General features: G+C 65.8%; 9 protein-coding genes and 1 pseudogene. 4 read left to right on the forward strand and 6 right to left on the reverse strand.

Annotated elements, in window-relative coordinates; genetic code table 11:
* Positions 1–1,933, forward strand: a 1,933-nt coding sequence (infB, locus tag QZ281_RS17865) for a translation initiation factor IF-2 (RefSeq protein ID WP_292230894.1), incomplete at its 5' end; no start/stop codon positions are given.
* 67 nt (positions 1,934–2,000) lie between these two features.
* Here infB and QZ281_RS17870 read toward each other — a convergent pair.
* Positions 2,001–2,456 (reverse strand): MaoC family dehydratase, encoded by a 456-nt coding sequence (locus QZ281_RS17870; protein WP_292230897.1) that lies wholly within the window; start codon positions 2,454–2,456, stop codon positions 2,001–2,003.
* Positions 2,457–2,619: 163 nt separating this feature from the next.
* Here QZ281_RS17870 and glpK point away from each other — a divergent pair, with 163 nt between their 5' ends.
* Positions 2,620–4,158, forward strand: a complete 1,539-nt coding sequence (gene glpK, locus QZ281_RS17875) for a glycerol kinase GlpK (RefSeq protein ID WP_292230899.1) — start codon at positions 2,620–2,622, stop codon at positions 4,156–4,158.
* A complete protein-coding gene (locus QZ281_RS17880; protein WP_292230902.1) occupies positions 4,151–5,221 on the forward strand; it encodes a phosphotransferase family protein in 1,071 nt (356 codons plus the stop codon). The genes glpK and QZ281_RS17880 overlap by 8 nt, the downstream gene beginning before the upstream one ends.
* A gap of 7 nt (positions 5,222–5,228) precedes the next feature.
* Here QZ281_RS17880 and QZ281_RS17885 read toward each other — a convergent pair whose 3' ends face one another.
* The 5 genes from QZ281_RS17885 to QZ281_RS17905 all read right to left on the reverse strand — a co-directional run bounded on the left by QZ281_RS17885 (position 5,229) and on the right by QZ281_RS17905 (position 12,186).
* The gene (locus QZ281_RS17885; RefSeq protein WP_292230905.1) at positions 5,229–5,903 is read right to left on the reverse strand and encodes a phytanoyl-CoA dioxygenase family protein; all 675 of its coding nucleotides are present in this window, start codon (positions 5,901–5,903) and stop codon (positions 5,229–5,231) included.
* Positions 5,904–5,915: 12 nt separating this feature from the next.
* Positions 5,916–6,668: a DUF1223 domain-containing protein gene (locus QZ281_RS17890; protein WP_292230908.1), complete on the reverse strand. Its 753-nt coding sequence runs from the start codon at positions 6,666–6,668 to the stop codon at positions 5,916–5,918.
* A 58-nt stretch (positions 6,669–6,726) separates the two neighbouring features.
* Positions 6,727–8,943, reverse strand: coding sequence for a prolyl oligopeptidase family serine peptidase (locus tag QZ281_RS17895; RefSeq protein ID WP_292230911.1), 2,217 nt, complete (start codon positions 8,941–8,943; stop codon positions 6,727–6,729).
* A 151-nt stretch (positions 8,944–9,094) separates the two neighbouring features.
* A complete protein-coding gene (locus tag QZ281_RS17900; protein ID WP_292230913.1) occupies positions 9,095–11,260 on the reverse strand; it encodes a prolyl oligopeptidase family serine peptidase in 2,166 nt (721 codons plus the stop codon).
* A 98-nt stretch (positions 11,261–11,358) separates the two neighbouring features.
* The gene (locus QZ281_RS17905; protein WP_292230916.1) at positions 11,359–12,186 is read right to left on the reverse strand and encodes a potassium channel family protein; all 828 of its coding nucleotides are present in this window, start codon (positions 12,184–12,186) and stop codon (positions 11,359–11,361) included.
* A 143-nt stretch (positions 12,187–12,329) separates the two neighbouring features.
* On the opposite strand from QZ281_RS17905, the pseudogene QZ281_RS17910 reads away from it, so the two are divergent.
* A pseudogene (locus QZ281_RS17910) lies at positions 12,330–12,624 on the forward strand (diaminopimelate epimerase); the annotation flags it as partial.

The raw sequence follows: 12,624 nt of genomic DNA on the forward strand, positions 1-12,624 counted from the left end.
GGTCAGCCGCACGCGCGGCGAGCCGAAGCGCCGCGAAGGCCGCATGACCATCCAGTCCGTGGTCGGTGACGGCGACGCCGCCGAGCGCATGCGCTCGCTGGCCTCGGTCCGCCGCGCCCGCGAACGCGAGAAGGAAAAGCGCAAGGGCGGATCGACCGATGCGCCGAACCGTCCGCGCGAAGTGGTCATCCCCGACGTCATCACCGTGCAGGAGCTGTCCAACCGGATGGCCGTCCGCGGCGTCGACATCATCAAGTTCCTGATGCGTCAGGGCATGATGATGAAGATCAACGACGTGATCGATTCCGACACCGCCGAACTGGTGGCTGAAGAATTCGGCATGGCCGTGCGTCGCGTGTCGGAATCTGACGTCGAAACCGGCTTCATCGCCGAGGCCGACGACGAGATCGCCACCGAAACCCGCGCGCCGGTCGTGGCCATTATGGGCCACGTCGACCACGGCAAGACCTCGCTTCTGGACGCGCTGCGCACCACGGATGTGGCGGGCGGCGAAGCCGGCGGCATCACCCAGCACATCGGCGCCTATCAGGTGCGTCTGGAAGACGGCCAGAAGGTCACCTTCCTGGACACCCCGGGCCACGCCGCCTTCTCGGCCATGCGGGCGCGCGGCGCCAATGTGACCGACATCGTGGTTCTGGTGGTCGCCGCCGACGACGGCGTCATGCCGCAGACGATCGAAGCCATCCAGCACGCCAAGGCCGCCAACGCGCCCCTGATCGTCGCGGTGAACAAGATCGACAAGCCGGATGCGAACTCGCTGAAGGTGGTCAACGAACTGCTGCAGTACGAAGTCATCGCCGAGAGCCTGGGTGGCGAAACCCAGATCATCGAGGTGTCGGCCAAGAACCGCACCAACCTGGACGGCCTGCTTGAAGCCATCCTGGTCCAGGCCGAGGTCATGGACCTGCGCGCCAACGCCGATCGCTCGGCTGAAGGCGTGGTCATCGAGGCCAAGCTGGACAAGGGTCGCGGCCCCGTCGGCACCGTGCTGGTCAAGCGCGGCACGCTGAAGCGCGGCGACATCGTCGTGGCCGGCGGATCGTGGGGCAAGGTTCGCGCCCTGCTGAACGAGCGCAACGAGCAACTGACCGAAGCTGGCCCGTCTGTCCCGGTCGAAATCCTGGGTCTGGACGAGGCGCCGTCTCCGGGCGACGTCTTCGCCGTGGTGGAATCCGAAGCCCGCGCCCGCGAGCTGACCGAATACCGTCAGCGGGTGAAGCGCGAGAAGGCTCAGGTCTCGGGCGGCTCCGTGTCGTTGGTCGACATGATGTCGCGTCTGCAATCCAAGAAGGTCTCTGAACTGCCGGTCGTCATCAAGGCGGATGTGCAGGGTTCGGCCGAAGCCATCATGGGTTCGCTGGACAAGATGAGCACCGACGAAGTGCGCGCCCGCACGGTCTATTCCGGCGCTGGCGGCATCACCGAGAGCGACGTCAACCTGGCCAAGTCTGCCGGTGCGCCGATCCTGGGCTTCAACGTCCGTGCGTCGAAACAGGCGCGTGATCTGGCCGACCGCGAGGGCGTCGAGATCCGCTACTATTCGATCATCTACGACCTGCTCGACGACATTAAGGGCGTGCTGTCCGGCATGCTGGCGCCGCTGCAACGGGAAACCTTCCTGGGCAACGCCGCCGTCCTGCAGGTGTTCGACATCTCCAAGATCGGCAAGATCGCCGGTTGCCGGGTGTCGGAAGGCGTGGTCCGCAAGGGCGCCCGCGTCCGCATCATCCGCGACGACGTGGTGGTGCTGGAACTGGGCACGCTCAACACGCTCAAGCGTTTCAAGGACGAGGTCAACGAGGTCACGGCTGGCCAGGAATGCGGCATGCAGTTCCAGGGCTTCCAGGACATCAAGGAAGGCGACTACATCGAGTGCTTCACGGTCGAAGAGATCAAGCGCACGTTGGACTAGAACAGAAAAAAGGCCCGGAACTCAGGTTCCGGGCCTTTTTTCTTTGCCGTAGCTGGGGTGGGGCGGATCAGCCGCCGACCATCTGCATCCCCAACCATTCCGCGATCAGGGCGGGCTTGTCGGCGCCTTCGATCTCGACGGTCAGCTCGTGTTTCAGCAGCCAGCGACCGCCCCCCTTGTCATCGGCGGCCAGCAGCTTGAACCGGCCCCGCACCTTCGAGCCCGCAGGAACAGGCGCCAGGAAGCGCAGCTTGTCGAAGCCGTAGTTGACCCCCATCACTACGCCCTCCAGCGGCGGCACGGCGTCATAGCTCATGGCCGAGGCCAGGCTGAGGGTCAGGAAGCCGTGGGCGATGGTGCCGCCGAACGGCGTGGCCTTGGCGGCCTCGGGGTCCACATGGATGAACTGATGATCTTCGGTGCAGTCGGCGAAGGCGTCGATGCGCGCCTGCGTGACCTCGATCCACTTCGAGACCCCGACCTCCTGGCCGATCAGGCCCGCCAGTTCGCTGGGCTTGGTCATGTGCGTTTCCCCTTGTTCTAATCTGTACGAAGCCGTCAGGTTTAACGTCCCCCGTCACGAAGAAAAGGGCGGATGGCCGCAAGCGGCGCAAGGCGCTGGCCCCCGCCTTCGTCCTATGCTCCGATCAGGCCTGTATCGCCGCCGCTTCGCATGGGAACCGCTGATGAGCCTGATCCTCGCCATCGACCAGGGCACCACCTCGACCCGAGCCATCGCTTTTCAGCTGACTTCAGGGGACCAGCCCTCCGATCTGCGTCCCGTCGCCGTCAGTCAGATCGAACTGGCCCAGCATTTTCCCCGCTCCGGCTGGGTCGAGCATGACGCCGCTGAAATCTGGTCGGCGACGCTTCAGACCTGCCGCGAGGTGATCCGCAAGGCGGGCGGGGTCAGCCGGTTCGCCGCCATCGGCATCACCAACCAGCGCGAAACTGCGGTGCTCTGGGACGCAGAGACAGGCGAGCCGCTGCACCGCACCATCGTCTGGCAGGACCGCCGCACCGCCGATGTCAGCACCCGTCTGGCGGCGGAAGGGCATGAGGCGGCGGTGCAGCAGGCGACGGGCCTGATCCTTGATCCCTATTTCTCGGCGACCAAGTTCGCCTGGCTGCTGGACGCCGTTCCGGGCGCGCGCGAACGGGCGGAAAAGGGCGAGGTGAAGCTGGGCACCATCGACAGCTGGCTGATCTGGAAACTGACCCACGGCCGCGAACATGCGACCGATGCCTCGAACGCCTCGCGCACCTCTCTGGTTGATCTGAGGACGCTGGAATGGCGCGATGACCTGTGTGCGCTGTTTCAGGTTCCGCGCGCCGCCCTGCCGCGCATCGTCGGCTGCGCCGAGGTCGTCGCCGAAAGCGAGGCGGAGCTGTTCGGCCGCGCCCTGCCCATCGCCGGATCGGCGGGGGACCAGCAGGCGGCGCTGGTCGGTCATGGCGCGTTGAAGCCTGGCGACGCCAAGATCACCTATGGCACCGGCGCCTTCCTGATGGCCAATGTCGGGGACCAGCCGGTGATCTCGACACGGCGGCTTCTGGGCACGCTGGCCTATGTGGCAGGTGGCCAGACGGCCTATGCGTTGGAAGGTTCGATCTTCTCGGCCGGGTCTGCGATCCAGTGGCTGCGGGATGGGCCGAAGCTGATTTCAGAATCGCGCCAGTCAGAGGCCATGGCCCAGAGCCTGCCGGACAATGGCGGCGTCTATCTGGTGCCGGGCTTCACCGGCCTGGGCGCGCCGTGGTGGCGGCCCGAGGCGCGCGGAACCATCGTCGGCCTGACGCGGGACACCGGCCCGGCCCATTTCGTCCGCGCGGCGCTGGAGGCCCTGGCCTATCAGACGCGCGACCTGCTGGACGCTCTGGCCGCTGATGGAGCGCCGCCGCTGAAGACGCTGAAGGTGGACGGCGGCGTCACCGCCAACAGTTTCGCCATGCAGTTCGTCGCCGACATCTGCGACGTGGTGGTGGAGCGCCCGGCCTTTCAGGAGATGACGGCGCTGGGCGCGGCGCGGCTGGCGGCATTCGGCGTCGGCCTGATCCCTGATCTGGAGGCTCACCCTGCGGAAGCCCCGGCGCGCTGGACCCCGCGCATGAAGCCGGATAAGCGCAAACGGCTGCTTTCGGGCTGGCGTCGGGCTGTGAAGGCCGCCATTGTTGCAGCGCACGACCCCGCTGAAGACGGGACGGCGGAGGATGAGAATGACTGAGACCCTGGACGCCCAATCCGCCTTTTCCGGCACGCGCGACGTCGATCCGCGCTATCAGCTGAACGAGGCGGCGCTCGACGCCTGGATGGCCGAGAATGTCGCGGGCTACGCGGGGCCGCTGACGGTGCGCCAGTTCAAGGGCGGTCAGTCGAACCCGACCTATGAGCTGACCACCCCGACCGCCGCCTATGTGCTGCGCCGCAAGCCGCCGGGCGTCCTGCTGCCCAGCGCCCATGCGGTTGATCGCGAGTTTCAGGTGATCTCGGCCCTGGCGGCTCAAGGGTTCCCGGTCGCCCGATCATATGCTCTGTGCACGGATGATAACGTCATCGGCTCTATGTTCTATGTCATGGACAAGGTCGAGGGGCGCATCTTCTGGGACCTGAAACTGCCCGGCCTGACCCCGCCAGAGCGGCGCGCCATCTATGAGGCGCAGACCGACACCCTGGCCGCCCTGCACGCCTTTGATCCCGACGCCATCGGCCTGTCGGACTATGGCAAGGCGGGCAATTATTTCGCCCGGCAGGTGGGACGCTGGACCAAACAATACCGCGCCTCGGAGATCGAGCCGATCGCCTCCATGGACCGCTTGATCGCCTTCCTGCCGGAAAGCCTGCCGCCCGAAGGCCCCAGCCGCATCGTCCACGGCGACTTCCGTCTGGACAATATGATCCTGGCGCCGGACCGCGCCGAGGTCCGCGCCGTGCTGGACTGGGAGCTGTCGACGCTGGGCGATCCGATGGCGGACTTTTCCTATCTGCTGATCGGCTGGGCCATTCCCGCGACCCTGCGCAATGGTCTGGCGGGGGCTGATCTTGAGGCGCTGGGCATTCCTTCCGTCGAGGAGACGGTCGAACGCTATGCCGCCCGAACGGGTCTGAAACCGGCCAATCTGGACTGGCTCTACGCCTATAACCTGTTCCGCCTGTCGGCCATCTGTCAGGGCATCGCAGGCCGGGTCCGCGACGGCACCGCCGCCAGCGCCCACGCCAAGACCATGGCCGCACAGGTCGGCCCGCTCAGCGACGCAGCCTGGGGCTTTGCGAAGAAGGCGGGCGCCTGACGGACGTCTAGACGCCCAGCCACTCCAGTTCGCCCGGCAAGTCCTCGCAGGCGTAGTCGAGTTGCAGAACCCGACGGCGTTGCGGTCTTGTCGCGGCATCGGACGCGTGGAGAATAAGGGTGGCGTAAAGCCATATGTCGCCAGCGCCGGCGAGACAGGCCACCGTCCCATGCCGGCGAACCACGGCGTCTATGGCGTTCACCGCTACTCGACCCTCGAGGTGGGAGCCCGGCGCGATCAACAATGGGGCGTTGTCCGCCGAGACGTCATCGAGGTGTACTCGCAACGTCACCATCCGCGCGAGAATACTGGAAGGCGGCGCTACATGCTGCATTCCCGCCTTCACTGACCACGGTCCGAAGCCGCCCGTTTCGACACGGCGTTGGACGCAGATGGTCCGATCCTGATGCCAACCCAATGACCAATTGGTCGTGGCTGTCTTGTCGAAAAGCACTGCCCGCACTGGCCGGGCGTTGGGGCCAAGCACGCTGGCGGCGACTGATCCGATCACGCCGTCGGCGGCCATAAAGCGGCCCAGCTGGCCAAGGCCCTGAAAACGAACGCCCGCCTGCTCAGTTGGAAGGTCGGTCAAGATCGCACGCAAGGCGACCAGACTGTCAGCCACGGCCCCCGGAAAACGTTGCGCGCCATCGGTGTCGTAGGTGAGCGTGTCGAGATCCATTCGCCCCGAACCTCAGTCCTGTGCGGCCGCGCCTATGATCTGGCGGCTGTCCTTGGACTGGACCAGGACGACGACGGCCTCGCCGTCTGCGGCGTGGGGCAGGTGGAACAGGACCGGACGCCCGCGCCAGTCGCCCAGACGCTTGATGTCGCGCACCACATTGATATGGCGCACAGACTGGCCCCTGTTCTCGCCGGTCCGCACCTGAACCACCTGGGCGCCGGGCGTATAGGTGACGGCGATGACCTCGGCGCCGCCGGCAGGCGGACGGCCCGAGCCGACGCCCACCCGGTCGCCGGTCTCACGGAACTCGATCTGGGGGGGCCAGTTCAGGCGGCTGGCCTCTTCGCCGATGGCGGCTTCCAGTTCGGCGGCATGGGCGCCGGACATCTGACGGCGCCCGTCGATGACCACTTCGGGCGTCGAAACCCCGCGCAGACGCAGGGCCGAGCGATAGGCCCTCTGGCGTTCCGAGAACTTGGGCTGGGCGAAGGTGTCGGTCCAGCCCAGATAGTCCCAGTAGTCGACGCCATAGGTCAGGGCGATCACGCCCGGTTCGCCCGCCGCCCGCTCGACCGCCGCATTGGCGTCCAGACAGCTGCCGCATCCTTGGGCGGTGAACAGCTCGACCACCACAGGCGGGGTGCTGGAGGCGGCATGGCGCGCGGCGGCGGGACGCGCGCCCGTCGGTTGGGCGGAAGCGCCCATCGACAGAAGGGCGCCCGCAATCACCGTGCCTGCAATGACCCAGCCCGTGGTTCTCATGGTCCCGTTCTTAGACTTCACTATTCGGCAGAGCGCCTCATAAGTCCGTGAGCCCGCCTCAGTCCATCAGCTGTTGCGACAGATAGACGTAGTGGCGCGCCCAGCGGCGGGCGTTGGCCACCGGATCAGCGTCGTTGGAGTGACCGCCCGCCGTGTCCTCATAATAGAGGTGGTCATAGCCTAGATCGCCCAGACGCGCGGCGAACTTGCGCGCGTGGCCGGGGTGGACGCGGTCGTCGCGGGTGTTGGTGGTCAGATAGACGCGCGGATAGGCGGCGCCGGGACGCAGCTGCTGATAGGCCGAATAGCGGGCGATGAAGGCGGCGTCGGCGGGGATGCGCGGGTCGCCGTATTCGCCGATCCACGAGGCGCCTGCGGGCAGTTCCTGATAGCGCAGCATGTCCACCAGCGGGCTTTCGATCACCGCCGCATTGAACAGTTCCGGGTGCTGGGTGATGGACACCGAGGTCAGCACGCCGCCGTTCGAACGGCCGTATATGCCCAGACGGCGCGGGCTGGTGACGCCGCGCTGCTCCAGATCGCGGGCCACGGCGGCGAAGTCGTCAAAAGCGCGCTGGCGGTTTTCCTTCAGCGCCGCCTGATGCCAGTCGGGACCGAACTCGCCGCCGCCGCGGATGTTGGCCTGGACAAAGACGCCGCCGCGCTCCAGCCACAGCTTGCCCATTTCGGGCTTGTAGGCCGGGTTCAGACTGACCTGGAAACCGCCATAGCCCAGCATGATGGTGGGGTTCGACCCATCCAGCTTCATGTCGCGCGGACGGGTGATGAAATAGGGTATCTTGGTCCCGTCGGTGGAGGTGGCCTCATACTGTTCGGTGATGTCGCGCGAGGCGTCGAACTTGGCCGGTGCGGATTTCAGTTCGGTCAGGGTCGTTGAACCGACACTGGCCAGACTTAGCGTCGGCGGGACGAGGAAGCCCTGCGTCGAGACGAAGACTTCGCCGCGTGACTTGGAGCTGTCACCCAGACTGACGGCGAGATTGGCGGGCACGTTGATCGACGCCGCCGTCCAGCCCTGTCCCTCGGAACGGAAGCGCGTCAGCGCCCCCGCCACATTATTGGTCACAGCGGCGACAACCGCGTCGGAGAAGACTGTGACGTCCTGCAAAGCCTGACGGGCGGTCGGTTGGAAGACGACGGCGGTGTCGCGGCCAATCCGAATATCCTGACGCGTCTCCCCCAAGACCCCCAGAGGCAGGGCCAGCAGCGATCCGGCGATGTAATCCTGACCGTCGAAGCTCCAGGCCTGATCCGGAGAGAAGACCAGTCGGCCGTCAATCACGCCATAGACGCCGACACGCTCGGGCAGATTCAGCTTCTGCGTCTTGCCGTCGTGGGCCACGCTCCACGTCTCTGACCGGAAGGTGTCCAGCGGGCGGCTGATGATGACGGCGGTGACCTTGCCGTCCTTGTCGCGATAGACGGACGGGCTGACGCCGTAGCCGCCGTCGGACTGATCACCGCGATAGACCTCGACGGCCTGCGCCAGGGTCTGACCGCGCTTCAGCGTCTTGACGATGAAGGGATAGCCCGACTCCGTCAGGGTCGACTTGCCGTTCTCGGCCCCGAAATCCGTGGCGACCAGCAGGGTGTCACGGTCCAGCCATTCGATGCGGTGCTTGCCTTCAGGCAGGTTGAAGCCGTCGGTCGCGAACCGCTTGGTCACGGTGTCGAACTCGCGCACCACCACCGCGTCCTTGCCGCCGTCTGACAGGCTGATCAGGCAGCGGGTTTCGTCAGGGGCCAGGCAGTCGGCGCCCTTGAACACCCAGTCCTTGCCTTCAGCCTTCGACAGGGCGTCGATATCCAGCAGGGTCTCCCACTGCGGATTGGCGGTGCGATAGCTGGCCAGAGACGTGCGGCGCCAGACGCCCTTGGGATTGGCGGCGTCCTGCCAGAAGTTGGCCACGCCATCGCCCAGGAAGCGGGGCGTGGGAATGCGGTCGGTTGCCGTCAGGATGGCCTCCGCCTCGCGGCGGAAGGTCTCATAGCGCCGGTCGCCGGTCAGGGCGGCCAGCGCCTTCCTGTTTTCCTCAGCGACGAAGGCCATGGCCTCGGCGCCGTCCACCTGTTCCAGCGCCAGATGATCGTCAGCCGCCGCCACGCCTGCGGGGGTTAGATTTTGAGGATAACCGGGCGGCGGCCCCATGCGCTCGGGATCAAAAGTCGCCCAAGCGTCATTTGTGGCAGGCGCCATGACGCAGGCCCCCATCAGAAGGGCCGGAATGGCGGCGGACAGGATCAGGTGACGCATGGCTTAAACTTTCCGCTCATCCCCGCGAAAGCGGGGACCCAGACCTTTGGGCGTTCGGCGTCGCCCGTGTCGTCGTGAACGCAATCCCAGCCGCCGAACCTTGCGAGAAGCACTGGGTCCCCGCTTTCGCGGGGATGAGTGTAACTAGAGACTATTCCTGCGCCGGCGTGTCCATCAGACGACGCGACAGATAGGTGTATTCCAGCGCCAGACGACGCGCGGTTTCCTGCAGGTTGGCGCCCGCCGCGTGGCCGCCGTCGGTGTTCTCATAGAACAGTACCGGATAGCCCAGCGCCTCCAGACGCGCCGCCGCCTTGCGGGCGTGGCCCGGATGGACGCGGTCGTCCTTGGTCGAGGTGTGGATGAAGACCTCCGGATAGGGCTGGCCCGCACGCAGGTTCTGATAGGGGGAATAACGCTCGATCCAGGCGCGTTGCTCGGGGATGTCCGGGTTGCCGTATTCGCCGATCCACGACGCCCCCGCCAACAGCTTGTGGAAGCGCAGCATGTCGAACAGGGGCACCTGAATGACGGCGGCGTTGATCAGGTCCGGACGCTGGGTCAGCATCGCCCCCATGAACAGCCCGCCCTGCGAGCCGCCCATGATCCCCAGCTTGGGCTGGCTGGTGATGTTGCGGGCGATCAGGTCCAGGGCCACGGCCTGGAAGTCTTCATGCGCGCGCTGGCGGTTCTGCTGCAGGGCGGCTTCGTGCCAGCGGGGGCCGAACTCGCCGCCGCCGCGCGTATTGGCGATGACATAGACGCCGCCGCGCTCCAGCCACAGCTTGCCCACCGTGGCTGAATAGCCGGGCAGCAGCGAGCTCTGGAACCCGCCATAGCCATAGAGCAGGGTCGGGTTTGATCCATCCAGCGGCATGGCCGACTTATGGACCACGAAATAGGGGATCATGGCGCCGTCAGCCGAGCGGGCCTCGTGCTGGTCGACCGTCATGCCGGTGGCGTCGAACTTGGCCGGCATCGACTTGACCTGATCGACCGCGCCGGTCGCGGCATCCGCCAGCCACAGGCTGGACGGGTTCAGATAGCCGGTGACGCTGACGAAGACCTTGTCGTCTTTTTCGGAGGCGGAGCCGACGCCGACCGAGACGTTCTGCGGCAGGGCCAGGGTCGAATAGGACCAGTCGCCGGGCTGATAGACGCGCACCGAACCGCGCACGTTCTCATAGAGGGCGACCACCAGATGATGACGGGTGGCGCGGATGGATTCGACCGACTGACGTTCGCTCGGGCGCAGCACCACCTGGGCCATGATCTTGGGATCGGCCAGCCAGGCGTCCAGAGGCCAGGCGATCACGTCGCCGGTCTGGAAGGTCTGGCCCGAAGGCGCCGTCCAGTTCTCCTTGACCGTCACGATCAGACGACCATCGACCAGACCGCTGATGTCGGACTTGGCCGGAAGCGGCAGGCGCACCAGGGTTCCGTCGTTCTCCACCCGCCAGGTTTCGGACGAATAGAAGTCGATGGCGCGGTTGATCAGGGTGGCCTTCAGCACGCCGTCAGCGTCGCGCAGGGTGTAGGCTGACACCGAAACATCGCTCGGTTCGCCCGTGAACAGGGTTTCGGCCTGCTCCAGCGTCTGTCCGCGCTTCAGGCGTTTGACCACCATCGGATAGCCGGAATCGGTCAGGGTGCCGGGGCCGAAATCGCGCGACACCAGAAGCGTGTCCTTGTCGATCCAGTCGGCGCCGCCCTTGGATTCCGGCAGGACGATGCCGCCCTCGACGAACTTACGCTCGACGCTGTCGAACTCGCGCAGGGTCACCGCATCCTTGCCGCCGTTGGACAGGCTGATCAGGCAGTAGCGCTCTTCCGGCGACAGGCAGGTCGAGCCTTTGTAAACCCAGTTGGCGCCCTCGGCCGTCGACAGGGCGTCGAAGTCCAGGATCGTCTCCCACTGCGGCGCCGCCGTGCGGTAGCTGTCCAGCGTCGTGCGCCGCCAGATGCCGCGCACATGGGTCGCGTCCTGCCAGAAGTTGTCGATATGGCCGTCGTGGGTGAAGCCGGGGGAGGGGATGCGGTCGCGCGACTGCACGATCTCCAGCGCCTGCTGGTGCAGGGTTTCGTAGCGGGGATCGCCCTGCAGCACGCCCAGCGAATGGGCATTGTGGGCGCGCACCCATTCCATCGCCCGCTCGCCTTCGACGTCCTCCAGCCAGACATAGGGATCGGTCGCTTCGCTGGTCGCAAAGCCGGTGGAGGCGGCAGGCGCTGAAGTCGTCGTTTGGGCCATGGCGATCGATGTAAGGCTGGTGGAGGCGAGAAGCGCTGCAATAACGGCGGCGGACGAACGGATCATGCAATAAATCCCGAAATGTTAGTTTGTACGCACCTTAACGACGGGGGCTTGTGCGGCAAGCGACCGTCCGAAAGGTTACGACTTTGTCATGATCCCTATTACGAACCTTCGTCGGGGATGCAGAGCAGATTGCCGCAGGCCTTGCAGTGGACGGCGTCTCGGTCGTGTTTCTGCAGGCCGCAACGGTCGCAGGGGAAGGTCGTCTTGGCCGGTTTGATCAGGGCCTGGGCCAGACGCAGGAACAGGGTGATCCCCACCAGCATGATGGCGATGGACAAAAGCTTGCCCCATGACCCCGGCAGGGTCACGTCGCCGAACCCTGTCGTCGTCAGGGTCGCCACGGTGAAATAGAGGGCGTCGACATAGCCCGCGATCCCCGCATGGCCCAGGAAGGTCGCATAGACGAAGCCCGTCGCCACAAAGACGAAGGTGACCAGATTGGCCATGGCGCGGACGATCCCCTCGACGCGCGTGTCATCGAACTTGTGGCCTACCGTTCGCCAGAAGAAGTCCGAGTTCAGCAGCGTCCACAGGCGCAGCATCCGCAGGAAGCCCAGGTTGAACAGCCAGGCCGGGAACAGCAGGGTCGCCAGAACGAACAGGTCCATCCAGACGATGGGCCGCTTCAGCCAGTCCTTGATGTCGGCATAGGCATAGGCCCGCGCCGCCAGATCCGCCGCCAGCAGGGCCGCGATCACATAGTCCAGAACATAGAAGGCCCAGCCCATGTTCTTCAGGATCGGCGAGGCCAGGAAGAAGGCGATGATGACCACATCGACCACGATGACCGCCATGCGGAACTTCACCGCGGGCGGGCGAGAGCCATGATACAGATAGCGCAGGCGTGCGCGCAGACGCAGGCCGTCTTCCCTGGGTTCAGCATCTTTTGGCCCGGCGTCCTTGGGCTCGGTTTTCGTCTGGGCCAAATCGACCTTCCTGCGCTCCGAACCTTTGGTCCGGCGAACGGCCACTGAACAGCGCGCGGAGAGTGGTGTCCAATGCTTCTTCCGGCGAGACGGGAAAGAAGAAGGGGATCGCACAGCGCCGTCAGCGAGACTATATGCGGCCTATGACCCGTCCCTTCGTCAAGATGAACGGCGCCGGCAACGATTTCGTCGTCGTCAATGCGCTGGAACAGCCCTTCAACCCCACCGTCGATCAGGTGCGGGCGCTGGGCGAGCGCGCTTCCGGCGAAGGGTTTGACCAGTTGATCTCTATCGAGCCGTCCGACAGCGCCGACGCCTTCATGCGGGTGTGGAACGCTGATGGGTCAATGGTCGAGACCTGCGGCAACGCCCTGCGCTGCGTCGGTTGGCTGCTGATGCAGGCCAATGGTGCGGATCGTGTGGTGATCGATACGGCGG

It is taken from the genome of Brevundimonas sp. (assembly GCF_018608325.1).
Taxonomy (GTDB): domain Bacteria; phylum Pseudomonadota; class Alphaproteobacteria; order Caulobacterales; family Caulobacteraceae; genus Brevundimonas.

Excerpts from the sequence above, each read along its gene's own strand:
- QZ281_RS17870 (WP_292230897.1), bottom strand. The coding sequence starts at position 2,456 with ATGACCAAGCCCAGCGAACTGGCGGGCCTGATCGGCCAGGAGGTCGGG.
- glpK (WP_292230899.1), top strand. The coding sequence starts at position 2,620 with ATGAGCCTGATCCTCGCCATCGACCAGGGCACCACCTCGACCCGAGCC.
- QZ281_RS17880 (WP_292230902.1), top strand. The coding sequence starts at position 4,151 with ATGACTGAGACCCTGGACGCCCAATCCGCCTTTTCCGGCACGCGCGAC.
- QZ281_RS17885 (WP_292230905.1), bottom strand. The coding sequence starts at position 5,903 with ATGGATCTCGACACGCTCACCTACGACACCGATGGCGCGCAACGTTTT.
- QZ281_RS17890 (WP_292230908.1), bottom strand. The coding sequence starts at position 6,668 with ATGAGAACCACGGGCTGGGTCATTGCAGGCACGGTGATTGCGGGCGCC.
- QZ281_RS17895 (WP_292230911.1), bottom strand. The coding sequence starts at position 8,943 with ATGCGTCACCTGATCCTGTCCGCCGCCATTCCGGCCCTTCTGATGGGG.
- QZ281_RS17900 (WP_292230913.1), bottom strand. The coding sequence starts at position 11,260 with ATGATCCGTTCGTCCGCCGCCGTTATTGCAGCGCTTCTCGCCTCCACC.